Consider the following 25608-nt stretch of genomic DNA (forward strand, 5'->3'; position numbering starts at 1 on the left):
CCGAGGTGTCCGATTCGCTCCGTCAGACCGGAACGACGCGGAAGACCGCGATTCGATGCGCCGATGCGGCCACGCCATCGGGAGTGGCGGCTTCGGCCAGTCCGGTGGTGACGAAACGCTTGCCGACGCTCTTCGGACTCGTCGACACCAATTCGTGCAGTAGCGACGGGCGCTCGTCCACCGGCACCTCGACCAGGCGCGCCGTCGACGACTTTCGGCCACGTGTCAGCGTAACGATATCTGCCGCACGGGCATTCGCGACCCACGCCGCCTTCGGGAACGCCTGGAAGATGAAGCGACCGCTGTCGAGCGTGTTCACCGCGATCGGAAACGTGCGCAACTGCCCGCTGCGCCGTCCCGCGACCGTGAGCAGTTGCATCGGGCCGAAGGCGACGCCTACCCGCTGCAGCCCGACGATGACCTTGTTGATGGTGTTGGTTGTCCGACGGTAACTATCTGCACTCATGCGCACGATCCTACCCGAGATTATATGAGTTCCATATCTTATCGAGTTCAGGCCGAGACCGTGGACCGGATGTTCGGCAGGCCGAGGTTGTCGCGCAGCGTGTTCCCGCTGTATTCGGTGCGAAGCACACCGCGGTCCTGCAGCAGCGGCACCACCTCGTCGACGAATTCGTCGATGCCCCAAGGCACCAGATGCGAGCCGAGGATGAAGCCGTCGGAGCCGTCGTGCTGGACGAAGGTGTCGATCTGCTCCGCGACTTGGGCGGGAGTGCCCACCAGGGGCCCGCGTTCGAACTGATCGATGACGACCTCACGGAGGGTGAGTTTCTTGGCCTCGGCCACTTGGCGCAGGCGCTCAACTGTTGCGAAGCGGTCCTGATGGACGAAGGCTCGCCCCTGGATGATCGGCGGCGCATCGGGATCCGGATCGATATCGGGTACCGGGCCCTCCGGGTCGTATCCGGACAGGTCGCGATTCCAGATCTGTTCCAGCAGGATCAGCGCGGTCTGTCCGGTGACCTGCTCGTTGCGCACCGTGTGGAACTTCTCGATCGCCTCGGCCTCGGTATCGCCGAGTACGAAACTCGCCGACGGCAGGATCTTGATGTCATCGGCCGCACGTCCGGCCGCGACCGCGCGCGCCTTGATATCGCGATAGAAGTCCGCGGCCTCCGGCAGCTTGCCGTACGGGGAGAAGATGGCGTCGGCATTGGCGGCGGCGAAGGCGCGACCCTGCGGTGAGACACCCGCCTGCAGGATCACCGGCCGCCCCTGCGGGCTGCGCGGCACGGTGAATCGGCCGGAAATATCGAATTGGTTGCCGTGGAAGGCGAATGCCCCGGCGTCCGGGCGGGCCAGGAACCGGCCGGACTCCTTGTCGGCGACGATATCGGCGGCGTCCCACGAATCCCACAGGGCACGAACGGCATTCAAGGTTTCCTCGGCGCGCACATAGCGGTCGGCCGGGTCGAGGAACCCGCCGCGACGGAAGTTCTGGCCGGTGAAGGCGTCGAAGGAGGTCACCACATTCCAGGCCGCGCGACCGCCGGACAGGTGGTCCAGACTCGCGAGCTGGCGGGCCAGCTCATAGGGCTCGTTGAAGGTGGCGTTGATCGTGCCCGCCAGCCCGAGATGTTCGGTGACCGCGGCGATCGAGGCGAGCACGGTGAAGGTATCGGGGCGGCCGATGATGTCCTGATCGAAGATCTTGCCCGCGCGTTCGCGCAGGATGAGACCTTCGGCGAGGAAGAAGAAGTCGAACTTGCCGCGTTCGGCGGTGCGCGCAGTGTGTTCGAAACTGCTGAAGTCGATCTGGCTGCCCGCCTCGGGATGCCACCACGAGGTGTGGTGGTTGACGCCGCCGAGGTAGGCGCCCAGGATGACCTGCTTACGTGGAGTACTCATGCTGACCTCGCTCAGGCAGTCGCGTAACGGTTGGGAACATCGGTGGGCAAGCCGAGCAGCGCGCGCAGCGGACCGTCCGGATAGCCGGTGCGGAAAACACCGCGGCGTTGCAGGGCGGGAACGAGCCGGTCGGTGATGGCGGCCAGATCATCGACGGCGACGCCCGGTCGAAGCCGGAAGCCATCGATCCCCTGCTCGCTCCATGCGGTGAGCAGTTCGGCGAGTTCGTCGGCACTGCCCGCGAAAGAGGCTGTATCCGAGACGAATTCGGCACCGGCGAGCTCGTTCAGCCGCGCCAGGCGCTGCGAACCCGTCTCCTGGTCGCTGTCGAGGAAGACGGCGATATCCGCATAGACCCGCAGCGGTTCGCCGACGCGTTCGGCTCCCGCCGCCGCAACCTGCTCCAGGAGCGCACGAGGACCGGCCGCGAGGCTCGGCGTGACGAAGACCAGATCCACTGAGCGAGCGGCGAATTCGTAGATCAGCGGCCCGTGTGCCAGCGCCGCGACCACCGGCTGCCCCTGCGGCGGACGCGGTGTGATGGACGGCCCACGGACACTGAAGAAGCGGCCCTCGAAATCGATGTAGTGCAGTTTGTCGCGATCGATGAAACGGCGGGTCGCCACATCGCGGATTTCCGCATCGTCCTCCCAGCTGTCCCACAGCCGCCGCGCCACCTCGACCGCATCGGCGGCCTCCTCGAACAGCTCGTGCGCCTGCTTCGGAAATACGCCCGAGGCAACAGCTTCCGCGATATCGGCGGCCGTCAGTTCGTGCACTTCGCGACGGCCGAAGTGCGCGGCCTCCTCGGCGCTGCTGGATACCCGCACCTGCCAGCCCGCCCGGCCGCGCGAGGTGTAGTCGAGGGTGGCGATCGCCTTGGAGACGTGGAACGGTTCGGTATGGGTGACCGTCACGGTCGGAATGAGCCCGATGTGCCGGGTGACCGGCGCGACCCGCGCGGCGATCAGATTGGCATCGATCCTGGCCCGCACCCGGTCGACGGCGTCATCGGATGGCTCGTGCGGCGTACCCGGAATCCGCAGGGTGTCCTCGATGCTCACGAAATCGAGTAGGCCGCGCTCCGCGGTGGCGACCAGATCGGTCCAATAGCCGGGGCTGAACAGCTCGGCGGGTCGGGAGTTCGGCTCCCGCCACGCGGCGGGATGCCAGCCCGCTCCATCGAGCGCGACGCCGAGGTGTAGTTGTTTCGGTGCCATCGTCTCCCGTTCCTGTGCATGCGCGAATGTTGTGTCCTGCAACGCGCGAAACCGCTGCCGCCCGCTGAAGCGTCGGATCCGACCGGACACTGCGCTGCCGGGCACGACTCCGCGAAAACCTCGTATCGCGTGGCCAGGCGATATTCGTGGCGGGACCGACTCGATGCTGTCAACGTTTGAGATCTGCTCGAGCGCTGGGAAATACCCTGCGAGCGAAGCGGAATCGACGAGCGCGCCGGATAGAAATTCCGCTGAGCGCAACCGGTGCCGACGCTCGTGTGCCTCGCTAACGTTCTCCGGTCGGACCCTGTTGCGGAGGAATGCGCGATGACCACCGAGTCGACCATCGACATCACCACCCCACTGCACCCGCTCGACGATCCGGTGCGGGCATCGCTGCGCGGCGAGCACCGCCGCTTCGCCCGCTGGGTGGGTCGCATCGGCCGCTACGACCCGGAGGTCGCCAGGTTCGTCGGCCATCCGCCGGCCCTGGACGAACAGGATTGGGCCGATCTGGCCACGCTGCTCGGACCGGGCGGCAGCACCGCACTGCGCGGCTACGGTCACGTGCCACCGGAAGGCTGGACGGTGCTGAACGAATTCGGTTCGGTGCAAATGGACGGCACCGCACTACGCGTCGCCCACGATCCGGATCTCGAGGTGCTCACGGCCGCTGATGTGCCCGAGATCCTGGAGCTGATCGCCCGCACCGAACCCGGCCCCTATGCGCCTCGGACCATTGAAATGGGCACCTACCTCGGGATTCGGGTGGACAGCAAGCTGGTGGCAATGGCGGGCGAGCGGCTACACCCGCCGGGTTGGACCGAGATCAGCGCCGTGTGTACCGATGCCGAATTCCGTGGCCGCGGTTTCGCCTCCCGCCTGACCCGTGCGGTCGGTGCACGCATCCGGGCGCGTGGCGAGACGCCGTTCCTGCACGCCGTCGCCCACAACGCGACGGCGATCAGTCTGTACGAGACATTGGGATTCACCCTGCGCCAGCGCTCGCTGTTGACACTGGTGCAGGCACCATCCCCAACCGGCCTCGCGGTAACGCCGAACTAGCCACCGAAACCGCTCAGCCGGTCGCCGCGCAGCAACGCCCGGCGTGGACAGCGCACTCAGCGCTCGGGCAGCGCGGGTAGTTCCAGATTCTCGCGGAAAGTGTCACCGACATAATCGTTTCCGGCGATGCCCCGACGGCGCAATTCGGGCAGGAGTCCATTGGTCACGAAGTCCCGAGTTCGCGAATCGGCCAGCCCACCCAACGAGATGACATCGAGAACGCCTGCGCGGTAACGCTCTTCGACGGCATCCGCCAACTGTTCCGGCGTTCCGGCAGCAGCCCAGTGACCGGTGTCCTTCGCCGCGATGATCAGCTCGCGCAGGGTGCGTCCCGACGCCGCCAACCTGGTGAAGATCTCCACCCGACCACGGCGACGGTTCACCGAATCGAGCTCCGGCAGCAGCGATTCCGGGATCGGCCGGTCCAGGGCCAGCTCCGAAAGATCGATACCACCGCCGAACATATCCGCCAATTGGATTCGCCCCGCATCGAAGTCGGTCGCTTCGGCCGCCTCGCGGACCAACCGGCGCGCCTCCTGCTCCGTAGCCCCGTAAGTCGCGTGGAACGAACTCATGATCAGCGGTAATCCTTGTGCGCGACCGAGTTCCGTCGCACGGGCGCGAATCGTCTTGGTATAGGTCACCGCGTCTTCGAGCGTCGGCAGCGAGGTGAAGACGACCTCGGCGAACCGTGCGCCGAGTTCGATACCGCCCGCAGATTGACCGGCCTGGAATTGGACCGGGCGGCGCTGCGGCAATGGCGGGATATTGAGCGGCCCCCGGACCGTGAAGTATTGCCCCGCGTAGTCGATCGGGCGCACCTTGGTCGCGTCGAGGACCGCGCCGCCATGCCCGTCGGGGGTCAGTGCCCCCGGTTCCCAGCTGTCGAACAGCGCATTGACGACCTCGAGTGATTCGGTCGCGCGCGCATACCGCTCTTCCGGACTCGGCAGATCCTGATCGCCGTAGTTCTCTTCACCGACCGAGGACGTGACGATATTCCAGGCCGCGCGGCCGTTGCTCACATGGTCGAGCGTTCCGAACAGCCGAGCGAGATTGAAGGGGTGATGAAAGGTACTGGTCACGGTGGCGATCAAGCCGACGTGCGAAGTCACCGCGCTCAGTGCGGACAGGAAGATCAGCGGCTCCTGCGCGCCGATCGCGCCCTGCGCGCCGAAGCTCAACAGGTCGGCGGCGAACAGGGCGTCGAACTTATTGGCCTCGGCGATCCTGGCGATCTCGATCGAGGACGCGACCGTCGATTCGTGCGGATCGATCGCGGCCGCATAGACGCTCACCGCGCCGCTGACTCCGGTAACTGTTTTCAACGGCCGACGTCGTACAGAGCTCATTTGCTCGAGACAACCGTATTGCGCTCCTGCAGAACAGGTTTGCGATCAGATCGAATGCAAGTCCGCCGGTCCGGATTTCGGCAAGCGCCCGGTGCCGAGCCGCTGCTTTCAGAACCGGCTGTCGATCAATTTCGTTTCCGCGATGGCGAATACGGTGTCGCTGATCTTACCGAGCAAGGCCAGCAGCACAATGGCCAGCAGCATGATGTCGGTGCGGCCGCTGTTCTGGCTGTCGATCAGCAGGAATCCGAGTCCCTTCGACGAGGCGATCAGCTCGGCCGCGACCAGGAACAGCCAGCCGTTCGCCAAGCCGAGTCGCAAGCCGTTGACGACAGCCGGTGCCACCGCGGGCAATTGGATCGAGAACAACAGCGCGGCCCGGTGCAGTCCGTAGGCCCGGCCGAGTTCGGTCAGGTGTGGATCGACCTGCGATAGAGCCGACGCGGTTGTCGTGTAGATCGGGAAGAACGCACCGATCGCCACCAGCACGATCTTGGGTTCCTCGCCGATGCCGAGCCACAACAGCAGCAGCGGCACCCACGCCAGCGACGGCACCGTGCGGAACAAGCCGACCGTCGGCGCCAACAGCACCCGCGCGCTATCGAACAGCCCGACCACCGCACCGAGCACCAGCGCGATGAGCGCGCCACTGACGAATCCGAGCAGCACCCGCTGGATGCTGATCGCCAGATGGCTCCACAATTCGTCGCGCTGCACCAACTCCCGCAGTGCGGCAAGCACTTCCGCGGGCGGCGCGAGCTGGCTCGCCGAATACAGTCCGGCCGAGGTCACCCCTTGCCACAGCAATAGCAGCAGCACGGGCACGACCAGTCCGAGCGCCACCCGGTCCCAACGGATCCGACGCACAGCGCGTGGCGGCGCGGTCTGCGTCACCGTCACCGAAGGGCCTGCTGTGCGAATTTCGGCTCGAAGAGTGCGCCGAGTGCGGTCTCGGCGGCTTCCTTCGATCGCACGTCACCGTCGGCCACGATGATCGGCACGATCGGGGTGAGCACCGCCCGCTGGACCTCGCCCGGCACCGGATCGACCTTCAAGACGGTGCGCTCGAGAGTTTCCCTGGCAACATCGAGGGAAGTCTTCGATTCCGTTGCCAACAGCTGCGCGAGTTCGTTCGGGTGCTCCAGCGCCCAAACCCGCGCCTGCTCATAGGCATTGACCACAGTCTGGACGCGGTCGGGATGCTGGGTGATGAAATCCGCGCGAGCATTGAGCACGCCATAGGTCTGAAAGTTGGCGTTGCGGTAGAGCAATCGCGATCCCTGCTCCTGTCGGGTCTGCGCCATATAGGGATCCAAGCCCGCCCAGGCGTCGACATCGCCGCGCTCGAGCGCGGTCTTGCCGTCGGCGTGCTGCAGGTTGGTCACTTCAACATCCTTGGCGGTGAGACCGGCCGTCTGAAGTGCTTGCAGCAGTGTGAAATAGGCGTCGGTGCCCTTCGTCGCCGCGATCTTCTTACCCTTCAACTCGGCCACCGAGGTGATGGGTGAATTCTTCGCGACGACCAGCGCGGTCCATTCCGGCTTGCTGTAGACCGAAATGCTTTGCAGCGGTGTGCCATTGGCCTTCGCCAGCAGTGCCGCCGAACCCGCGGTCGAATTCACATCGATCGCATTGGCGCGCAGGCTCTCATTGGCCTTGTTGCTGCCCGCGGAGAACACCCAGGTCACCTTTGCGCCGGACTTCTCGAGCAGGTGCTGGTCCCGGATGACCAGACTCAGCGGGTTGTAGTAGGCGTAGTCCAGCCGCACCTCATCGGCACCCGCACCGGCCGCACCGGACTTTTCGCCCTCCGCACAGCCCGAAAGCAGCGTCATCACCGTCGCAGCGACGGCTGCCAGGACGATTGTGGCTCGTCTCATCAGAGTGTCTCCTTGACGGTGGCGCGGCGCGGAACGCCGAGTCGTTCTAGTAGGTCGAGCCGCAGTGCGGCCAACCGTGGGTCGGAATCGTCGCGGGGCCGATCGGCGGATACCGCCATGGCCGTACCGATCGTGAAACCCGTTTCACCACTGACGGTTTCGAGTACCACAACGCGGTCGGTCAGGCGCAGCGCCTCGTCCACATCGTGGGTGACGAGTACGACCGTGATGCCAGCGGCGCGCTGCACCTCGTCGAGCAGATCCTGCATCCGCAGCCTGGTCAGCGCATCCAGCGCCGCGAACGGCTCATCGAGCAGCAGCACGCCCGGATGCCGAACCAGCGCACGAGCCAATGCCGTTCGCTGCGCCATACCCCCGGACACCTGCCGCGGTCGATGTCCTTCGAATCCGGCCAAGCCGACGATTTCGAGCCCGCGCCGCACCTCGGCCTCGCCCTCGGCTCGCGAAATGGTCGGCGGCAGACCCAATGCGACATTGCCCGCGAGATCGCGCCACGGCAGTAGCCGCGGCTCCTGGAAAACCACCGCACAGCGCGGGTCGATGCCGCGCATGGGGCGGCCGTCGAGCACGACCTCGCCCTCGGTCGGCTCGTCCAATCCGGCGATGACCCGCAGCAGTGTCGACTTCCCACTGCCGGACCGACCGACCAGCGCGATCACCTCACCCGGCGCGATCTCCAATTCGATATCGCGCAGGACGGTATGGGCGCCGAACCTGCGGCCGAGGCCGCGCAATGCGACCCCGGCGGCACGACTGGCAGTGGGTGACACGTCGACTACTGAGCGGCCGCGAATCCGGCACGGAGATCGGCGAGGATATCGTCGATCCCCTCGATGCCGACCGCGAGCCGGACCAAGCCCGGAGTGACGCCCGCGGCCAACTGCTCTTCCGGAGTCAGCTGGGAATGGGTGGTCGAGGCCGGATGGATCACCAGCGAACGCACATCGCCGATATTGGCCACGTGGCTGTGCAAAGTCAGCGCCTCGACGAAACGCTTACCCGCATCGATCCCACCGGCCAATTCGAAGCCGATCACCGCACCGACGCCCTTGGGCGCGAGGGTGCGACCGCGCTCGTACCACGGCGAGGACGGCAGCCCGGCGTAGGACACCGAGGTCACCTCCGGACGGGCCGCGAGGAAGTCCGCGACCGCCTTCGCGTTCTGCACATGCCGCTCGATCCGCAGACTCAGCGTCTCCAGCCCCTGGCTGATCAGGAAGGCGTTGAACGGCGAGACGGCCGAGCCGAGATCGCGCAGCAGTTGCACCCTGGCCTTGAGGGCATAGGCGGGAGCGCCGAGGTCGGCGTACACCACACCGTGGTAGCTCGGATCCGGCGTGGTGAAGCCAGGGAAGCGGCCACCGGTCCAATCGAAGGTGCCACCGTCGACGATCACACCCGCGATGGCTGCACCGTGCCCGCCCAGATACTTTGTCGCCGAATGCACCACGATGTCGGCGCCGTGGGCGAGCGGCTGGATCAGGTACGGCGTCGCGACGGTGTTGTCGAGGATCAGCGGAACGCCTGCGGCATGGGCGATTTCGGCGATGCCCGGAATGTCGAAGATGTGGTTCTGCGGGTTGGAGATCGTTTCGCCGTACAGCGCCTTGGTATTCGGCCGGATCGCCGCACGCCACTGGTCCGGATCGTCCGGATTGTCGACGAAGCTGACCTCGATGCCCAATTTCGGCAGCGAGTAGCGGAACAGGTTGTAGGTGCCGCCGTACAGCCGCGGGCTGGACACGATGTGATCGCCCGCACCGGCGATATTCAGGATCGCGAAGGTCTCCGCGGCCTGACCGGAGGCCAGCAGCAGCGCAGCGACACCGCCCTCCAACGCCGCGATGCGCTGTTCCACCGCATCCTGGGTCGGATTCATGATGCGGGTGTAGATATTGCCCGGCTCGGCGAGACCGAACAGCGCGGCCGCATGCGCGGTATCCCGGAAGGTATAGGAGGTGGTCTGGTAGATCGGCAGGGCGCGGGCATTGGTCGTGCCGTCCGGTGCCTGTCCGACGTGGATCTGCTTGGTCTCGAAGCTCCAGTCGGCGCTCGGGTCGGCCTGGGTCTGGTCGCTGGTTGTCACATCAACGAACACTAAGAAGCGCGAGGTGTCGCGTCGATAGTTACGTTCAGCCGGAACCGAATCCGTGACGCCCCCCTGGCCGTTGGGAGATCAGGCCTTTGGCGCTCGAGTTCTGCTACTCGCCTCGACGGTCGTCGTGCTCACCGCGGAGGTTTCCGTGCGGCCGAGGGTGGCAACCAGGTCGACTTCGCCGCACTGCCTCCGCGATCGACTCTGATTCTTTTATCAGATACGATTTCGATAACGGAATCGAGGGAAGAGGACATGGTGACAGGGGTGGTGGGCAACCGCATCGACAGGCGGCGCGAGCGGACGCGCAACGCGCTGATCGGGGCGGCGCGCAAGTTCTTGTCGGAGGGGCGATCCGCGGTGAGCATCCAGGAGATCACCGATGCGGCCGATGTCGGATTCGGCTCGTTCTACAACCACTTCCAGTCCAAGGAGCAGTTGTTCGACGAGGCCGTGCGGTCGGTGCTGCAGATCTACAGCGAGATGCGCGATGAGATCGTCGCCCTGTACGACGATCCGGCCGAGGTATTCGCGGTGAGCTTCCGGATGACCGGCCGGTTGCAGCGCCAGATCCCGGAGGGCGTGCGGGTGATCCTGAATTCCGGTACGTCGGTGCTGCTGCGCGACGAGGGCCTGGCCCCGCGCGCCCGCCGCGACATCATGGCCGCCCAATCGGCGGGCCGGTTCGAGCAGATGGACCCGGATATGGCGATCATGGCCGCGGGCGGGGCGCTGCTGGGACTGCTGCAACTGCTCGACGCCCGGCCCGAAGCCGACGCCGGAGCGCTCACCGACGAGATGACCCTGCACGTGCTGCGGATGTTCGGCATGAACAAGCGCAGCGCGCAGAAGCTGGTGTCCAGTGAATTGCCGCCGCAGCCCCAGCTCTGATCAGCTGTTGACCGCTGCGGCCAGTCGTGGCAGTTGCCGCAGCGGATTGTGGTGTTCGACTTCGATGCGCTGATCGGCATCGAAGATATCGCTGAGCCCGGGCGCGGGATCGTGCGAACCGCTCTGCGGGAGGGTGAGCGCGCTGAAGGGCCAGTCGGAGCCGAAGACGATGTGATCACGGTTCGTCACGGCGAGCACCCCGGACATCGCAGCGGCCGAACCGCTGAGTGCGGTGTCGTAGTAGAAGCGCGAGATCTGGTTCTGCATATCCAGCACCGACGGTTTCGGCAGGTCCTGCGGCCATAACTCGCCGATTACCGTTTGCGACGCGACACTGATGCGCCAGGACAGGAATGGCACCGTGCCACCCGCATGCGCGAGTTGGAAGCGAATGTCGGGGTAGCGCTGGGTCATTCCGGTGACCATCATCATCGTCGCCGCACGCGTGGTGTCGAAGGTGAACTCCTCGAGGAAGTCCGGCAGCGGCAGCTTCGGCTTGGCCGCATCCGGAATCGCGGCCGGATGCACGAAGACGTAGGCGTTGCGCTGATTCAATGCGATCATCAGCGGTTCGAAGCGCGGATCACCCAGGTAGACACCGTCATAGGCCGACAGCAGGATCACACCGTCGAGGTGCAGTTCGTCGAGTGCGTAGATCGCCTCGGCGATCGAGGCCGCGATATCGGGCATCGGCAGCACGGCGAACGCGCCGAACCGCGTCGGATTCGAGCGGAACAGCCCGGCGGCATAGGTATTGCAATAGCGGGCCATATCGCTGGCCTCTTTACCGGCCAGGAACGACACCCCCGGATCCGATACCGACAATGCCTGCGCCTGGATGCCGTAGTAGTCCATGAAGGCCACCGCCGCCTCCGGCGACCACTGCGGCGTCGGGTAGCCGCCAATGGTGAGGTGACCGTGATCCAGCAGTGCGGCACGGTAATCCGGCGGCAGGAAATGCGCGTGCAGATCGATGCGATAGGTGCCCGACGGCGCGGGCCGCTGGGCGCGGGCCGGGGCCGCATTGGCGCTCGGCAGTGCTGCCACGGCGGCCGCACCGAGGGTGCCCAGCGTCGCGCCCGCGAGCGCACGTCGACGGCTGACCATCGGCGGATAAGAATCTTTCACAGCGATGCCCTTCCGGCTAGACGCAACTCGATGAGTTCTCGCTTGCCGACGCGAATCGTCCGTCCGGCGCCGACCCCTTGTCGATGCTTGGCACAGCTACCTCCACGACGTTGTTGATGAAATAATCAGTCACGATCACACTCGCTGTCAAGCGAAAATGATGAAAACGTCAGATTGTCCGCAGGCAGATTTGACGAGCGATCTCAGTGATGACGAAATTATCAGCCGATCGAGCACGCCGCGCCTGGCGACATCGTGCTCACCGCCTGCGCCACCGTGTTGGTACCTGGTCGAGATCGACGAGCTGCCCGATAGGCGGTTGATGCTCGGCTGCCCGGTCCAGTCCGGGTAGCCACGGTTTAGCGGACTGTCCAGTGGCAACCCGCACAGTGACGCTGCTCGGCGAGGACGAGGCACAGCGCGGACCTCGGATCTCCGGGCAGCTTCGAACCAGAAGCCCGTCGACCGGAGGAAAACATGCCGAATCCCACCAGCCACCAACACGACGTGCGACGGACACCGGTGCGCGTAGACCTGCACAGTGCCGCATTCACCGACCACTCGACAATTCCGGACCGCTACTCCTACGACGGCGGCAATGTTGCTCCGCCGCTCGAATGGAGTGGTATCCCCGACGACGCCGCAGAGCTCGTCCTGCTGTGCGAGGACGAGGACGCACCGGGCGGCCCGTTTACCCATTGGCTGCTGACCGGCATCGCGCCGAACGCGACCAGCATCCGGGCGGAGGCGCCGCCACCAAGGGCGGTGGCGGGTCCCAATGACTTCGGTGAAGTCGGCTGGAGCGGTCCGCGCCCACCGGTAGGCGATAAACCGCACCGGTACTTCTTCCGCCTCTACGCCCTGGACCAACCGGCCGGATTCACCAAGGACACCACGGCCGACGTGGTTCGATCCGCCATCACGGACCACGTCATCGCCAGCGGCACCCTGGTCGGCCTGTTCGCCGCCTGATCCGCCCGCACCGTGCATCGCTCCGCCCCGATCGCCCTCGGCGCGCGGGCGCGAATAGTCCTCGCGTGACAGCGGGGCCGCGTCCGGTGCGCCGAGGTCTTCGAGCGGATGCGGAATGTCAGGCGCGCGGAGAATGCGGCGATCACGGCGCAGCATCGAATCCATTCGGGCCGAACTGATTCCACGCCTGCAGACGGCCCACCGAATCGAAGCGGATTTCACCGCCGCGAAACCGACTACCCGGCTGGGCTGACCGACGCCAGATTCGCCAGCGCCGCCCGAACCACCTCCAGGAACCAACCCTGAGCCGCCGCCCGACCAGGTGCACGCCGGGTATAGGCCGCCACCTCCACCGGCTCGATGGGCCACGGGAGGGTGAATACGCGCACCGGATGGGTGCGTGCCAACGCGTGCGCCACCCGTTCGGGCACGATGGCGACCAGCTCACTGTCCTGCACCACATAGGGCAGGGTGGCGAATCGAGTGACGCGCACGGCGACGCGATCTTCGAGGTGATGCTCGCGCAGCGCCTTGCGTGGACCGGGGTGGCCCGTCACGCCCTCGACGACGATATGCCGCTCACGATCCAGTTCGGTTCGAGTGGCGGAAGCACCGCGCAGTCGAGGGTGTTGCATCGCGACCAGCCCGGCATAGCCCTCAGTGAACAGTGGCGTCCGAGTCAGCCGAGTTGCGTCGAGTAACGGACTGGCCACGACCACGTCGACCTCGCCGCGGGCCAGCCGATCGGTCGCGGTATCGACATCGAATGCCTCGACCTGCAGCGTCACCTGTGGTGCCCGTACCGCCAATTCGGCGAGCACCAGCGGCAGCACTGTCACCTCACCGAGGTCGGAGAGTCCGAGCGCGAAGCGGGCCGGCCGGGTCGGATCGAATTCGGTTGCGGCACCGAGTGTTTCATCGACTCCCGCGACGGCCGCGCGCAGCGGCGGATACAACCGCTCGGCCTCCGCGGTCGGTACCAGACCACCCGGACCGCGCACGAACAGCTCATCACCCAGCCGCCGCCGCAACTTGCCGAGCCCATAGCTGACCGTCGGCTGGGTAACTCCGAGTAGGTCGGCGGCGGCCGTGACACTCCTGGTCTCGTACAGCAGCACGAAGGTGCGCACCAGGTTCAGATCGAACTCGGCTGCCATAGATCTCCTCTATGTGAAACGCGAAAAATATCAATTGGATTTCTGATTGCCGGTCATTTTAGCGTGAGAGCCATCACAATCAGGGCCCGCTATGACCGGCCCGAATCTGCAGAAACGAATCATCATGAACAAGCTGTCGTCGTGGCCCGCCGCGCTGTGCTGGCTCATCGTCCTGCTGGAGGGCTACGACCTGGTCGTGCTCGGCGCCGTCATCCCCACCCTGATCGAGCAGCACCACATCGGATTCACCGCGGCCGGAGCGACTTTCGTCGCGACGATCTCACTGGTGGGTGTCGCCATCGGCGCGGCGGGCGGACCGCTGGCCGACCGGTACGGGCGCCGCAAGGTCCTGCTCGCCTCGATCGCCTTGTTCTCGGCGTTCACCGCGGCCGTCCCGGCGGCCGGATCGGTCACCGTTTTCGGCCTGTTCCGCCTGTTGGCCGGGATCGGGCTCGGTGCCTGTCTGCCGACCGCGCTGACCTTCATGGCCGAGCAGGTCCCCGCCGCCCGCCGCGCGTTCGCCAGCACCATCACCATGACCGGCTATCACACCGGCGCGGTGATCAGCTCGCTCATCGCGCTACAACTCGTTCCGCACTGGCAGCCGCTGTTCTACCTCGGCGGCTTCGCCGGATTCCTGCTGCTGCCGCTGATCTGGGCGAAACTGCCCGAATCCGAGGCGTATCTGGCCGCCAAGGCCGCGCCCGAACCGGTACGGCCGACTGTCCTGCTGGCACCGCGCTATCTGCGCACGACGCTCGGGGTGTGGGTCGGTTCGTTCATGGGCCTGCTGCTGGTCTACGGACTCAACACCTGGCTGCCGAAGCTGATGCATGACGCCGGATACAACATGTCGACCTCGCTGACGCTGTTGCTGATGCTGAATGTCGGCGCGGTCATCGGGCTGCTCGTCGCCGGGACACTCGCCGACCGCCGCGGCACGAAACCGATTGTCCTCGTTTGGTTCTCGGCCGCCGCAGTGCTGCTGGCGCTACTGAGTATCAAGGTTTCCAGCACCGTGCTGCTCGATGCGCTGGTACTGGTCACCGGCATCTTCGTATTCTCGGCCCAGGTGCTCATCTATGCCTATGTCACGCAGGCATATCCGGCCGAGGTGCGAGCCACCGCCCTCGGCATCACCTCGGGTGTGGGTCGGCTAGGCGCGATCTTCGGTCCGACCATCACCGGATGGCTCATCGTCGCCGGATCCGCATACCCATGGGGCTTCTACTTTTTCGCCGCGGTGGCGGGCGTCGGCATGCTCGCGATGACGACGGTAACCCGGCTGAGCATTCGATCGGCAGCACCCGCCACCCTCGACACTTCGAAGGGGTTCGCGCTATGAGGAATACGCGCACGCAGGTCGCCATTGTCGGCGCGGGTCCGGCGGGTCTGCTGCTGTCACATCTGTTGCATCGCAGCGGGATCGACTCGGTCGTCATCGATATCCGCACACACGAGGAGATCGCGACCACCATTCGCGCGGGCATCCTCGAGGCGGGTTCGGTTCGCATGCTGGTGGATTCCGGCGTCTCCGATCGCGTACTCACCGAAGGCGACCGGCACGACGGTGTGGTGCTGCGCTTCGACGGTGACAACCATCGGATCGATTTCCGGGAACTGGTCGGCGAATCGGTGTGGCTGTATCCACAGACCGAGGTGTTCATCGACCTCGCCGACCGCCGTAAGACCGACGGCGGTGACGTCCGCTACGGCGTCCGGGATACCGCGGTTTCCCTCGATCCGCCGGTGGTGACATTCATCGAGGCGGACGGCCGCCCGGCCCGGTTGGCGGCCGATCTGATCGTGGGTGCCGACGGTTCACGCTCGATCTGCCGTCATGCCTTTCCGGATGGTCTGCGCACCGAATGGTTTCGCGAATATCCCTTCGCCTGGTTCGGCTTCCTCACCGAAGCGCCGCAGTCACATCCGGAGCTGATCTACGCGCGCTCCGAACACGGCTTCGCTCTGGTCAGCCAGCGCACGTCGACGATGCAGCGCATGTATTTCCAATGCGCGCCCACCGAGCGCCCCGAAGACTGGGATGACGAGCGGATCTGGGCCGAAATGCGCCGCCGCGTCAACGGCAACGGCTTCGCGCTGCACGAGGGACCGATCAGCGCGAAGACGGTGCTGCCGTTCCGCTCATTCGTCACCGCGCCGATGCGCCACGGCAGACTCCTGCTGGCAGGCGATGCCGCCCATACCGTCCCACCGACCGGCGCGAAGGGCCTGAATCTCGCACTCGCGGACGTGCGGGTACTGCATGAAGTCCTCGTCGACTACTTCGCCGGAGGTGGCGAGGAATCGTTGCGGCAGTACACCGATCGCGCACTCGACCGAGTGTGGCAGGCACAGCACTTCTCCTATTGGGCGACGACCCTGCTGCACTCGATCGACGGCGCCTCCCTCTTCGACATCGAGCGCCAGCACGGGGAACTCGCAATGCTCACCGGATCACGGCGCGGCGCGGCATACTTCGCCGAGGGGTACACCGGATGTCGGGCCCCGTCGTAGACACATCTGGGAGGCATCGCGTGACCCGTCAACCCACCACCGACGACAAATTCTCCTTCGGCCTGTGGACGGTCGGCTGGACGGGTACCGATCCCTTCGGCCTGCCGACCCGACCGACACTCGCACCGTGGGAGTACGCCGAACGCCTGGCCGAACTCGGCGTCTGGGGAATCACCTTCCACGACAACGATGTATTCCCGTTCGATGCCGACGACGCCACCAAAGAGCGCAACCTCGCGCGCCTCAAAGACGCGACCGATCGCAGCGGTCTCACCATCGAAATGGTCACCACCAACACCTTCACCCATCCGGTCTTCAAAGACGGCGGGCTGACCGCCAACGACCGCTCCATCCGCCGCTTCGGTCTGCGCAAAATCCTGCGCGCGGTGGATCTGGCCGCGCAGGTCGGCGCCACCACCTTCGTGATGTGGGGCGGCCGCGAGGGCAGCGAGTACGACGGATCCAAGGACATCTTCGCCGCCTTCGAGCGCTATAAGGAGGGTTTGGATACGGTCGCCGCATACATCAAGTCGCAGGGGTACGACCTGCGAATCGCGTTGGAGCCCAAGCCAAATGAGCCGCGCGGCGATATCTTCCTGCCCACCGTCGGCCACGCACTCGCGCTCATCGCCGAATTGGAGCACGGCGATATCGTCGGCCTCAATCCGGAAACCGGCCACGAACAGATGGCCAACCTCAACTACACGCACGCCCTCGGCCAGGCATTGTGGAGCGGCAAGCTGTTCCACATCGACCTCAACGGCCAACGCGGTCTCAAATACGACCAAGACCTGGTCTTCGGACATGGCGACCTGATGTCCGCATTCTTCACCGTCGACCTGCTGGAAAACGGTTTCCCTGGCTACCCGGACGGCCCGCGCTATACCGGACCACGGCACTTCGACTACAAGCCATCGCGCACCGAACACCTCACCGGCGTATGGGAATCGGCCAAGGCCTGTATGGCGACCTATCTGATGCTCGCCGACAAGGCACGCGCCTTCCGCGCCGATTCCCGCGTCCAGGAGGCGATGACCTACTCCGGGGTCCTCGACCTGGCACAACCCACCCTCGACAACGGCGAGTCGATCGAAGCATTCCTACGTGACGACGACTTCGACCCCGACAAGGCCGCCGAACGAGACTTCGGCTTCGTCCGACTCCAGCAACTAGCCCTCGAACACCTACTCGCCTGAGACGCGCGACAGCCGAGAATGCGTCTGTGGCGGCAAACGTCGAGAGACCGCTGCACCAGCGCATTCTCGTGCTGACGGCGCGATCAGCCGACGTCGCGGCGCAGCCAGGTGACCTCGGCGCCGGATTCGGTGCCGTGGCGGTAGATCTCCAGGTCTTCGTCCCAGGGGGTGCCAAGCGCACGATCGAGTTCGGTCGCCAGGTCGTAGCCGGTGTAGTTGCCGAGTTCACTGTTGGCTTGCAGCATGGCGCGCAGGCGCATTTCGCCGATGGTGACATCGCCGTTGGCGGAGGTGGAGCCGTGCCATAGTCCGAGGGTCGGGACGAAGCTGTAGCGCTCGCCGTCGACGCCGTCGCTGGGGTCCTCGGTGACCTCGAAGCGCAGCACCGGCCAGGACCGCAAGGATTGGGCAATTCGCGATGCGGTGCCGACCGGGCCGATCCAGTCGGTGGTCGCCCGCAGCTGTCCGTCGGCGGGTTGCGCGGTCCAGCGCAATTTCGCGGGCGAGCCGAGGGCCGAGGTGAGTGCCCATTCGATATGTGGGCACAGCGCAGCTGGCGATGAGTGGATGTAGACCACACCCGCCGTCGCGTCGGCGAACTGACTCGATGCGCGCACCACTGACACCTCCAGCTTCGACGAGAAACGTCTTCCCCAACGATCCGTCGTACTGGCGTTGCCCGAGTGTACTGGAGTGCCCCGAGTTACACATGTTACTTCGGAGGCGTGTCCGAGCTGTTACTTCGGAACCGAGTTCCTGGCGAGGATCACCTCGGCGATCACCGCATCGGAAAAGACGGGCCAAGCCTCCCGTGCCCAGTCGCCGAAATTCTCGTCGCTCAAAGCGACACTCGCCACCCCTAATTCGGGATCGACCCACAGAAATGTGCCGGACTGCCCGAAATGGCCATAGGTACCTGCGGAATTCGATCCGCCGGTCCAGTGCGGTGATTTCCCGTCGCGAATCTCGAATCCGAGTCCCCAGTCGTTGGGACGCTGCGATCCGTAACCCGGCAGCACACCGTTGAGTCCGGGAAACTCGACCGTGGTCGCCTGGGCGTGGGTCTGCGTCGAAATCAGTTGGGGATCCAGCAGTTCCGCACCGAAGCGCATCAGATCGGCCGCGGTGGACCGGCCCGCATGTCCGGCCGCACCGGCCAGCACCGAGGCCGTCATGCCGAGCGGCTCGAATACGGCCTCGCGCAGGTACTCCGGGAACGCGATCCCGGTCTGTTCCGCGACGAAGGCCGCGAGAATTTCGAATCCGGCGCTGGAGTAGATGCGTCGGGTGCCCGGCGCGGCGATCACCTCGGTGGTGTCGAAGGCGATGCCGGAAGTGTGCGCGAGCAGATGCCGGACGGTAGCTCCCGGCGGTCCGGCGGGCTGATCGAGTTCGATCGCGCCCTCCTCCACCGCGACGAGTACCGCGTAGGCGACCAGCGGCTTGGTCACCGAAGCGAGCGGGAACACGCGCTCGGTATCACCCGCCGTCCGCGCCCCGTCCCGGGTGACGACACCCGCCGCCGCATGCCGAACCGGCCAGTCCTTGATCTGCTCGAATGCACGCACGAAACGAGCGTACGAGACGCCGGTTTCCGACGCGCCCGCACCGTCCTCGCGGGAAAGGCGGTAGACGATGCCGCGCCCCCGGCCGGGCCGGCAGCCCCGGGGTACCATCAACTGATCTTGGCTTCATTCCCAAACCAAGAGGCGGGAACTCCAACCTTCACAGGTTGGGCTTCCTGTTTCACAGGCGACAGCCGCACCGACGTTCGTCGGGTTGGTCTTACACCGCCTCCGCAGGCCGTCACCGCCAGCCCGGCGGCCAGAATGTTATTCGCCGCGTTCACGTCCCGGTCATGGGTCGCACCGCAGCGGCATATCCATTCCCGTACGTGCAACGGCAGGCTGTCGAGCAGCAGTCCGCACACCGAGCAGGTCTTACTCGACGGGCACCAGCGATCGACAGCGATCACCTCACGTCCGTACCAGCGGGCCTTGTACTCCAGCATGGACCGGAACTGCGACCACGAGGCGTCGGAGATCGCACGCGCCACACTCCGGTTCCGCAGCATCCCTGCGACATTGAGGTCCTCGATCACGATCGTTTGGTTCTCACGAACGAGCCGAGTAGTCACTTTGTGCAGATGGTCTCGACGGCGATCAGCGATGCGCGCGTAGACACGCGCAACCCGCCGGCGAGCCTTGTCCTGGTTAGCTGATTTCTTCGCCTTCCGAGCCAGAGACCGCTGGGCCTTCACCAGCCGAACGTGTTCGCGCTGCTGATATTTCGGGTTGGCGATCTTCTCCCCGGTAGACAACGTCAGCAACGACGTGATCCCCGCATCGACCCCGACCGCACTCGACGTCGGGGAGTGATGCGCGATGCCGGTTTCCACCAGCAGCGACACGAACCAGCGACCCGCAGCATCCCGCGACACTGTAACCGTGGACGGTTCCGCGCCATCCGGCAAGGGACGCGACCATGCGATATCCAGTGGTTCGGCCATCTTGGCCAAGGTCAGCCGCCCATCGCGGTACCGGAACGCCGACCTCGTGTACTCGGCGGAAGCGCGGGACTTCTTCTTCGACTTGAACCGCGGATAGCGCGCTCGCTTGTCGAAGAAGTTCGCGAACGCTCCTTGGAGGTGGCGCAGTGTTTGCTGCAATGGCACGCACGATACGTCGCATAGGAACGCGAACTCGTCGGTTTTCTTCCACGCGGTGAGCATCGCGGAAGTGTCGTTGTAGTTCACCCGCCGCTGCTCGGTGTACCACGCGGCGGTGCGAGCTTCCAGGGCCTTGTTGTAGACCACACGGACGCACCCGAACGTGCGCGCAAGTTCCCGCTTTTGTTGTTCGGTGGGGTAGAAGCGATACTTGTACGCCCGCTTCACATGCGTACCGGCCATGTCTCACACGTTAATACGTTAGTTTGTGAAATCGATTGAGTTCGGGCAGGTCTACTGCCGTATCGAGCGCAGAGTTGGCACGTTCCTCGCTACCGCGCTGCCCCACCGAAATTCCGCTCGGCAAGCCGATTCCGTAGCTCGCCGAGCGGTGACCCGACGGCTTACCAGTCGGCCTCGGTGTACCTGATGATGCCGCGAATGTTCTTGCCGTCCAACATGTCCTGGTAGCCCTCGTTGATCTGCTCCAGGGAGTACTGACGGGTGACCATATCGTCGAGGTTCAGCTGGCCCGACTTGTACAGCGACAGCAGGTGCGGCGCATCCTGGCGGGCGTTGCCACCACCGAAGATGCAGCCCTTGACCGTCTTCTGCAGCATGGACAGCAGGAAGCTGTTCAGCTTGACATCGTTCTCGTCCATCCGGCCCATGGAGGTGACGACCAGGGTGCCCGCCTTGGCGGTGAGGATGAGGCCCTCTTCGATGTATTCGCCGTGCATCTCACCCATGGTCAGGATGACCTTCTGCGCCATCCGGCCCTCGGTGGCCTCCATCAGCGGCATGATGGCGGCGGCCATGCTCTCGTAGGTGTGCGTCGCACCGAACTTCTGCGCCTGCTCGCGCTTCCACGGATTCGGGTCGATGGCAACGACTTTGGACGCGCCGGAGAGCACCGCGCCTTGCAGCGCGCTCATGCCCACACCGCCGATGCCCGCGATCACCACGGTCTCGCCGGGCGCGACCTGGGCGACGTGAGTGGAGGAGCCGAAGCCGGTGGGGACGCCGCAGCCGACGAGGCAGGCGACCTCGAACGGAATGCTCGGGTCGATCTTGACCACCGAGGTGTGGTGCACCGTCATATACGGCGCGAACGTGCCGAGCAGGCACATCGGGATGACGTTCTCACCGCGCGCCTGGATGCGGTAGGTGCCATCGCTGATGGCCTGGCCCATCAGCAGGCCCGCGCCCAGATCGCACAGCGCCATATTGCCGCTCACACACGCCGGACAGCGACCGCAGGCCGGGATGAACGACAGGATCACGTGGTCGCCGACCTGCAGATCGGCGGGGCAGTTCGGCCCGAGCTTGGTGATGACGCCCGCGCCCTCGTGCCCGCCCATCACCGGGAATGCGGGCATCGGCGTCGCACCGGTGACGATGTGGTGGTCCGAGTGGCACATACCGGCGGTTTCCATCCGGATCTGAACCTCACCGGATACCGGATCGCCGACCTCGATCTCCTCGACCGACCAGGGCTGGTCGGTCCCCCACAGGATCGCGCCTTTCGTCTTCATTCGTGTCGACCTCTCGCATGCACGGGCTTCTATGTGACTGCACCCACACTACGAGAAAACTGGAACGCGTTCTAGTACTGGATCGAAAATTCGTCGACACGGATTGACCGAACCCCCGAACGAGTTCCAGTTCGACCCCAATGCGAACCCGATCGAATCCGATATTGCCCGACTTCAGCCGCGCACGTCGTGCACATGGTGGATTACGTCGTGCAGGAAGTAGGCGGCCAGGGATTCGAGCGTGAAGACCGAGCCGTCGCTGCGCCGCGCATGGTTGCCGAGGGCGGCTGCGGGGACCGACGCGAAGGCGTTCGCGACGGCCTCGGCCGCGTCGGTCAGCTCCGCGGCGACCTTTCGCGGATCCTGCTTGTCGTATTGATCGGCGATGGCGGTGACGTCCTGATCCCAGTTGGAGAACACCGGGACGCCGTCGGCGGCCTCGAGGCCTTGCGCGTCGAACCCGGGCACCTTCGGATCCACCGCATCGGTGCGAGCCGCGACGGCCACGCGGTAGGTGAAGATCCGGCAGACATCGCGAACGTGGGCGGCATATTCCAGCGCCGACCAAGTGGAGTCGTCCGGCCGGACGGCGGCGTCGGTACGCCCGAGCGTTGCCGCCAAGCGGCCCGCGTATTCGCGGGCCAGGGTGGGCACCGCCGCATAGGTGATCGACTCCGGATCGAATCCGCATTCGGAACACGGTCGTTCGAGGACCCAGGTCCAGTTCTTGACGTCGGGAACGATTGGCATGCGGCTACCTTAGATTGGCTGAATATCTTCAGCGATAGATATTCAGCCAGCTATCGGCAAGATCCCGACAGGCGCTTCACGCCATCAGACGATGTGCCCGCTCGAAGAGTTCGAGTGTGATGGCATGCAGGAAGTCACCGACCTGCTTCGGGGCTTTCCCGGCGAATGCGCGAGCATGTGTGCCCTCCAGCACAATTCCCAGCTTGAAGCAGGCGAGCACCGTGTACCAGGTGACATTGCTCAGGTCGCGACCGGAGAACTTGCCGTAGTGCTCGATCATCTCCTGCGGCGTCGGCAGACCGCCGACCGCGCCGAGCTTGCCGATCAACGCCGCGCCCGTCGTCCCCGGCTCCGGACGCGTCGCGATCTGCCAGCCGAGATCGAGCAGCGGGTCGCCGATGGTCGACATCTCCCAGTCCACCATCGCGGCGACTTCCGGGCCGTCGTAGGAGAACATCATGTTGGCCAGGTGACAGTCACCGTGCAGGATGCCGGGTGTCCACTGTGCGGGCCGATTCCGATCCAGCCACTCCCCGACCTGCTGCACACCGGGAATCTCCGGGCCCGGATATCCCGCATTGGCCGAATAGGACTCGAGCTCACCGAGCCAGCGCGGCACCTGCCGCTCCAGAAAGCCGTCCGGCTTGCCGTAGTCCCGGAGTCCGAGCGCCTGATAGTCGAGCGAGCCGAGGCGGGCGATGGCCTCCACCGCGGAAAGCCCCATCTGCCGCCGGATCTCCGGATCTCCCGCGTGCAACTCGGGCAATTCGTTCTGCGGGTTGAATCCGGTAATGGGTTCCATCAGATAGAACACCGCGCCGAGGACGGATTCGTCCGGGCAGGCGGCGATCACCTTCGGCGCGCGTACGCCGGTTCCGTCGAGCGCGCCGAGCAGCCGCGCCTCGCGACGGATCACCTCATTGCTCTTGGCGCGCAGGTGTTTCGGACCGCGGCGCAGCACATAGTCCTGGCCGCCGCGCGCGAAGCGCAGCATGATGTTCTGAGTGCCGCCGCCAAGCGCGGTCACATCCTCGAACTCACCGGCAGGCAGCCCCTGCTCGTCCATCCATTTGCCGACGACGGCGAAGTCGACTAGCTCACGATCCACCTCTGACATGTCCCACATTGTGCACCACGCGACGAACCTAACTGAAGGCACATGACCACAGTTTGCTTCGACCGGCGCGGCGTAGGGTTCGGGGCACGATGCGCACGCTCTTGATCGACAATTACGACTCGTTCACCTACAACCTGTATCAGCTGATCAGCGAGGTGAACGGGGAAGAACCCACGGTCGTGCGCAATGACGAGGTCGACGATATCGCGCGGCTGCGGCTGGAGCGCTTCGACAATGTGGTCATCTCCCCCGGGCCGGGTCGCCCGGATGTGGGCCGGGATATCGGTATCTCGGCCGCGGTGATCCGCGAGACCGAACTGCCGCTGCTCGGCGTCTGTCTCGGACATCAGGCCATCGTCGTCGCGGCGGGCGGCATCGTGACGACCGCGCCCGTCGCGCGGCACGGCTATCTCGACCACATCGAGCACGACGGCGACGAACTGTTCGCCGGGCTGCCCGAGGGTTTCACCGCGGTGCGATACCACTCGCTGTGCGCGCAGCGGCCGCTGCCGGACAGTCTCGACATCACCGCCGTCGCGGCGGATGGGGTGATCATGGGCGTGCGACACCGGAGCAGACCGCAGTGGGGGGTGCAGTTCCATCCCGAATCGATTGCCAGCGAGTACGGTGCGGCACTGCTCGGCAATTTCGCGAAACTCACTGCGGGCCAGCGAATTCGGTCCAGCATTATCGCGCCCTTCGAGAATGCCGAGCCGCTGACGGGTAGACACGAGTTCCGCGAATCCCGGCGCTCCTGGCAGCTGCGGCATTCGGTGATCGAGCGGGCGATCGATACCGAGGCCGCGTTCCTGCGCCTATATGGCAACTCCCCCACCGCATTCTGGCTCGACAGCGAACATGTCGAACCGGGACTGGATCGGTTCTCCTTTCTCGGCGATGCCAGCGGGCCGCTGGCCGAGGTGATCCGCTACCGGGTCGGCGAGGACGCGGTGACGGTCGAATCCTCGGACGGTAACCGGCGGACCGTGCCCGGCGGAATTCTCGACTATCTCGCCGGACAGCTACATCTGAGACATACCGAATTACCCGATCTGCCTTTCGATTTCGCGTGTGGTTACGTCGGCTACCTGGGCTATGAGGTGAAGGCCGATTGTGGCGGGAATGCCGTGCATCGCGCCTCGACACCGGATGCGCAGTGGATCTTCGCCGATCGGATCGTGGTCGTGGACCATGTCGGCGGGCGCACCCATCTGCTCGCACTCACCGATCCAACGCCGGAAGCCCTTCGGGCGGGCGCGGATTGGTTGCGTGACACCCACGAGATACTGGAATCCCTACCGACATGGGCGAATCCGCCGACGCTCGAGGTGTGCTCCGATACCGCGGCCGTCGGACCGCTGTTCACCCGCGGTCGGGAGCGGTATCTCGCCGATATCGCCGTCTGCCAGGAGCGGCTGCATGCGGGCGAGTCCTACGAGATCTGCATAACCGACACCGCGTCCATGGTGGCCGCCGAATCGGACGGGCTCGATTTCTACCGCACGCTGCGCCGCTGCAATCCCGCACCCTATGCGGCGTATCTGCGCTTCGACGATCTCGAAATCGCCTGCTCGTCACCGGAACGCTTCCTCAAGGTGGACCGTGCCCGCACCGTGGAGAGCAAGCCGATCAAGGGCACCGCGCCGCGTGGGACCACCGCCGCCGAGGATGAGCGGCTGCGGCGCGAACTGGCCGACAGTCCCAAGACCAGGGCCGAGAATCTGATGATCGTCGACCTGTTGCGCAATGACCTGGGCCGGGTCTGTCAGGTCGGCAGTGTGCACGTGCCGAAATTGATGGCCACCGAGACGTATTCGACCATGCACCAATTGGTTTCCACCGTGCGCGGCACACTGCGGCCGAACGTCGATGTGATCGATTGTCTGCGTGCGTGTTTCCCGGGCGGCTCGATGACCGGAGCGCCCAAGTTGCGGACCATGGAGATCATCGACGAACTGGAAACCGAAGCGCGCGGCATCTATTCGGGCACCATCGGCTTCCTCGGGCTGTCGGGCACCGCCGACCTCAATATCGTCATCCGCACTGCGGTTCGCCACGACGGCCGCTGGCGCATCGGTGCGGGCGGTGCCATCGTCCTCGACTCCGATCCCGAGGACGAGTACCACGAAACCCTGCTCAAGGCCGCCGCCACCCACCGCGCCGCAGCCCACTGAG

The 25608-nt window shown here is 65.3% G+C and carries 23 protein-coding genes; 7 read left to right on the plus strand and 16 right to left on the minus strand.

Annotated elements, in window-relative coordinates; all coding sequences use genetic code 11:
- Positions 1-22: 22 nt before the first annotated feature.
- From ACQP1T_RS29305 to ACQP1T_RS29315, 3 genes are read right to left on the minus strand one after another with little or no spacing between them, the layout of a single operon-like run.
- On the minus strand, positions 23-466 hold the full coding sequence (locus tag ACQP1T_RS29305) for a nitroreductase/quinone reductase family protein (protein WP_433756263.1): 444 nt from the start codon (positions 464-466) through the stop codon (positions 23-25).
- 47 nt (positions 467-513) lie between these two features.
- The gene (locus tag ACQP1T_RS29310) at positions 514-1869 is read right to left on the minus strand and encodes an NtaA/DmoA family FMN-dependent monooxygenase (RefSeq protein ID WP_433756264.1); all 1356 of its coding nucleotides are present in this window, start codon (positions 1867-1869) and stop codon (positions 514-516) included.
- Between the two features lie 11 nt (positions 1870-1880).
- Positions 1881-3089, minus strand: a complete 1209-nt coding sequence (locus ACQP1T_RS29315) for an LLM class flavin-dependent oxidoreductase (RefSeq protein ID WP_433756265.1) — start codon at positions 3087-3089, stop codon at positions 1881-1883.
- Between the two features lie 327 nt (positions 3090-3416).
- Here ACQP1T_RS29315 and ACQP1T_RS29320 point away from each other — a divergent pair, with 327 nt between their 5' ends.
- A complete protein-coding gene (locus ACQP1T_RS29320) occupies positions 3417-4154 on the plus strand; it encodes a GNAT family N-acetyltransferase (protein WP_433756266.1) in 738 nt (245 codons plus the stop codon).
- 56 nt (positions 4155-4210) lie between these two features.
- Here ACQP1T_RS29320 and ACQP1T_RS29325 read toward each other — a convergent pair whose 3' ends face one another.
- The 5 genes from ACQP1T_RS29325 to ACQP1T_RS29345 all read right to left on the minus strand — a co-directional run bounded on the left by ACQP1T_RS29325 (position 4211) and on the right by ACQP1T_RS29345 (position 9493).
- The gene (locus tag ACQP1T_RS29325; protein WP_433756267.1) at positions 4211-5506 is read right to left on the minus strand and encodes an NtaA/DmoA family FMN-dependent monooxygenase; all 1296 of its coding nucleotides are present in this window, start codon (positions 5504-5506) and stop codon (positions 4211-4213) included.
- A gap of 108 nt (positions 5507-5614) precedes the next feature.
- Positions 5615-6313, minus strand: a complete 699-nt coding sequence (locus ACQP1T_RS29330; protein WP_433762414.1) for an ABC transporter permease — start codon at positions 6311-6313, stop codon at positions 5615-5617.
- 89 nt (positions 6314-6402) lie between these two features.
- On the minus strand, positions 6403-7386 hold the full coding sequence (locus tag ACQP1T_RS29335) for an aliphatic sulfonate ABC transporter substrate-binding protein (protein WP_433756268.1): 984 nt from the start codon (positions 7384-7386) through the stop codon (positions 6403-6405).
- On the minus strand, positions 7386-8177 hold the full coding sequence (locus ACQP1T_RS29340; RefSeq protein WP_433756269.1) for an ABC transporter ATP-binding protein: 792 nt from the start codon (positions 8175-8177) through the stop codon (positions 7386-7388). The genes ACQP1T_RS29335 and ACQP1T_RS29340 overlap by 1 nt, the downstream gene beginning before the upstream one ends.
- Before the next feature lie 5 nt (positions 8178-8182).
- Entirely contained in the window at positions 8183-9493 is a 1311-nt protein-coding gene (locus ACQP1T_RS29345) for a bifunctional o-acetylhomoserine/o-acetylserine sulfhydrylase (protein WP_433756270.1), read from the minus strand.
- Positions 9494-9757: 264 nt separating this feature from the next.
- Here ACQP1T_RS29345 and ACQP1T_RS29350 point away from each other — a divergent pair, with 264 nt between their 5' ends.
- Positions 9758-10393 (plus strand): TetR/AcrR family transcriptional regulator, encoded by a 636-nt coding sequence (locus ACQP1T_RS29350; protein WP_433756271.1) that lies wholly within the window; start codon positions 9758-9760, stop codon positions 10391-10393.
- Here the strand turns inward: ACQP1T_RS29350 and ACQP1T_RS29355 are convergent, their stop codons facing one another.
- A complete protein-coding gene (locus tag ACQP1T_RS29355) occupies positions 10394-11500 on the minus strand; it encodes an amidohydrolase family protein (RefSeq protein WP_433756272.1) in 1107 nt (368 codons plus the stop codon).
- A 498-nt stretch (positions 11501-11998) separates the two neighbouring features.
- Between ACQP1T_RS29355 and ACQP1T_RS29360 the strand changes: the two genes are divergently transcribed.
- Positions 11999-12493, plus strand: coding sequence for a YbhB/YbcL family Raf kinase inhibitor-like protein (locus ACQP1T_RS29360; protein WP_433756273.1), 495 nt, complete (start codon positions 11999-12001; stop codon positions 12491-12493).
- A 236-nt stretch (positions 12494-12729) separates the two neighbouring features.
- Here the strand turns inward: ACQP1T_RS29360 and ACQP1T_RS29365 are convergent, their stop codons facing one another.
- Complete coding sequence (locus ACQP1T_RS29365) at positions 12730-13650, minus strand: LysR family transcriptional regulator (protein ID WP_433756274.1); 921 nt, start codon at positions 13648-13650, stop codon at positions 12730-12732.
- Positions 13651-13774: 124 nt separating this feature from the next.
- Here ACQP1T_RS29365 and ACQP1T_RS29370 point away from each other — a divergent pair, with 124 nt between their 5' ends.
- The 3 genes from ACQP1T_RS29370 to xylA are packed head-to-tail and all read left to right on the plus strand — an operon-like array spanning position 13775 to position 17363.
- Positions 13775-14995, plus strand: a complete 1221-nt coding sequence (locus tag ACQP1T_RS29370; RefSeq protein WP_433756275.1) for an MFS transporter — start codon at positions 13775-13777, stop codon at positions 14993-14995.
- Positions 14992-16167, plus strand: a complete 1176-nt coding sequence (locus ACQP1T_RS29375) for a 4-hydroxybenzoate 3-monooxygenase (protein ID WP_433756276.1) — start codon at positions 14992-14994, stop codon at positions 16165-16167. The genes ACQP1T_RS29370 and ACQP1T_RS29375 overlap by 4 nt, the downstream gene beginning before the upstream one ends.
- Positions 16168-16187: 20 nt before the next feature.
- Positions 16188-17363 carry a xylose isomerase gene (gene xylA, locus ACQP1T_RS29380; RefSeq protein ID WP_433756277.1) on the plus strand — a complete coding sequence of 392 codons (1176 nt, stop codon included), beginning with the start codon at positions 16188-16190 and terminating at the stop codon, positions 17361-17363.
- Positions 17364-17446: 83 nt separating this feature from the next.
- Here the strand turns inward: xylA and ACQP1T_RS29385 are convergent, their stop codons facing one another.
- The 6 genes from ACQP1T_RS29385 to ACQP1T_RS29410 all read right to left on the minus strand — a co-directional run bounded on the left by ACQP1T_RS29385 (position 17447) and on the right by ACQP1T_RS29410 (position 23442).
- A complete protein-coding gene (locus ACQP1T_RS29385; RefSeq protein WP_433756278.1) occupies positions 17447-17980 on the minus strand; it encodes a DUF3145 domain-containing protein in 534 nt (177 codons plus the stop codon).
- A gap of 120 nt (positions 17981-18100) precedes the next feature.
- Positions 18101-18931, minus strand: a complete 831-nt coding sequence (locus tag ACQP1T_RS29390; protein ID WP_433756279.1) for a serine hydrolase domain-containing protein — start codon at positions 18929-18931, stop codon at positions 18101-18103.
- Between the two features lie 107 nt (positions 18932-19038).
- The gene (locus ACQP1T_RS29395) at positions 19039-20274 is read right to left on the minus strand and encodes an RNA-guided endonuclease InsQ/TnpB family protein (RefSeq protein WP_433756280.1); all 1236 of its coding nucleotides are present in this window, start codon (positions 20272-20274) and stop codon (positions 19039-19041) included.
- A gap of 161 nt (positions 20275-20435) precedes the next feature.
- A complete protein-coding gene (locus ACQP1T_RS29400; protein WP_433756281.1) occupies positions 20436-21566 on the minus strand; it encodes an NDMA-dependent alcohol dehydrogenase in 1131 nt (376 codons plus the stop codon).
- A 174-nt stretch (positions 21567-21740) separates the two neighbouring features.
- A complete protein-coding gene (locus ACQP1T_RS29405) occupies positions 21741-22316 on the minus strand; it encodes a DinB family protein (protein WP_433756282.1) in 576 nt (191 codons plus the stop codon).
- 76 nt (positions 22317-22392) lie between these two features.
- Entirely contained in the window at positions 22393-23442 is a 1050-nt protein-coding gene (locus ACQP1T_RS29410) for a phosphotransferase family protein (RefSeq protein ID WP_433756283.1), read from the minus strand.
- A gap of 80 nt (positions 23443-23522) precedes the next feature.
- On the opposite strand from ACQP1T_RS29410, the gene pabB reads away from it, so the two are divergent.
- Positions 23523-25607, plus strand: a complete 2085-nt coding sequence (pabB, locus tag ACQP1T_RS29415; RefSeq protein WP_433756284.1) for an aminodeoxychorismate synthase component I — start codon at positions 23523-23525, stop codon at positions 25605-25607.
- Position 25608 lies beyond the last annotated feature (1 nt).

Origin of the sequence: Nocardia sp. CA-135398, assembly GCF_050955845.1 — a bacterium.
Lineage (GTDB): Bacteria > Actinomycetota > Actinomycetes > Mycobacteriales > Mycobacteriaceae > Nocardia.

Bases quoted from the DNA above. Each gene is read 5' to 3' on its own strand.
- ACQP1T_RS29360 (WP_433756273.1), top strand. From the start codon at position 11,999: ATGCCGAATCCCACCAGCCACCAACACGACGTGCGACGGACACCGGTG.
- ACQP1T_RS29350 (WP_433756271.1), top strand. From the start codon at position 9,758: ATGGTGACAGGGGTGGTGGGCAACCGCATCGACAGGCGGCGCGAGCGG.
- ACQP1T_RS29395 (WP_433756280.1), bottom strand. From the start codon at position 20,274: ATGGCCGGTACGCATGTGAAGCGGGCGTACAAGTATCGCTTCTACCCC.
- ACQP1T_RS29375 (WP_433756276.1), top strand. From the start codon at position 14,992: ATGAGGAATACGCGCACGCAGGTCGCCATTGTCGGCGCGGGTCCGGCG.
- ACQP1T_RS29355 (WP_433756272.1), bottom strand. From the start codon at position 11,500: ATGGTCAGCCGTCGACGTGCGCTCGCGGGCGCGACGCTGGGCACCCTC.
- ACQP1T_RS29410 (WP_433756283.1), bottom strand. From the start codon at position 23,442: ATGTGGGACATGTCAGAGGTGGATCGTGAGCTAGTCGACTTCGCCGTC.
- pabB (WP_433756284.1), top strand. From the start codon at position 23,523: ATGCGCACGCTCTTGATCGACAATTACGACTCGTTCACCTACAACCTG.
- ACQP1T_RS29325 (WP_433756267.1), bottom strand. From the start codon at position 5,506: ATGAGCTCTGTACGACGTCGGCCGTTGAAAACAGTTACCGGAGTCAGC.
- ACQP1T_RS29365 (WP_433756274.1), bottom strand. From the start codon at position 13,650: ATGGCAGCCGAGTTCGATCTGAACCTGGTGCGCACCTTCGTGCTGCTG.
- ACQP1T_RS29400 (WP_433756281.1), bottom strand. From the start codon at position 21,566: ATGAAGACGAAAGGCGCGATCCTGTGGGGGACCGACCAGCCCTGGTCG.
- ACQP1T_RS29315 (WP_433756265.1), bottom strand. From the start codon at position 3,089: ATGGCACCGAAACAACTACACCTCGGCGTCGCGCTCGATGGAGCGGGC.
- ACQP1T_RS29370 (WP_433756275.1), top strand. From the start codon at position 13,775: ATGAACAAGCTGTCGTCGTGGCCCGCCGCGCTGTGCTGGCTCATCGTC.
- ACQP1T_RS29310 (WP_433756264.1), bottom strand. From the start codon at position 1,869: ATGAGTACTCCACGTAAGCAGGTCATCCTGGGCGCCTACCTCGGCGGC.
- ACQP1T_RS29320 (WP_433756266.1), top strand. From the start codon at position 3,417: ATGACCACCGAGTCGACCATCGACATCACCACCCCACTGCACCCGCTC.
- ACQP1T_RS29335 (WP_433756268.1), bottom strand. From the start codon at position 7,386: ATGAGACGAGCCACAATCGTCCTGGCAGCCGTCGCTGCGACGGTGATG.
- ACQP1T_RS29305 (WP_433756263.1), bottom strand. From the start codon at position 466: ATGAGTGCAGATAGTTACCGTCGGACAACCAACACCATCAACAAGGTC.
- ACQP1T_RS29405 (WP_433756282.1), bottom strand. From the start codon at position 22,316: ATGCCAATCGTTCCCGACGTCAAGAACTGGACCTGGGTCCTCGAACGA.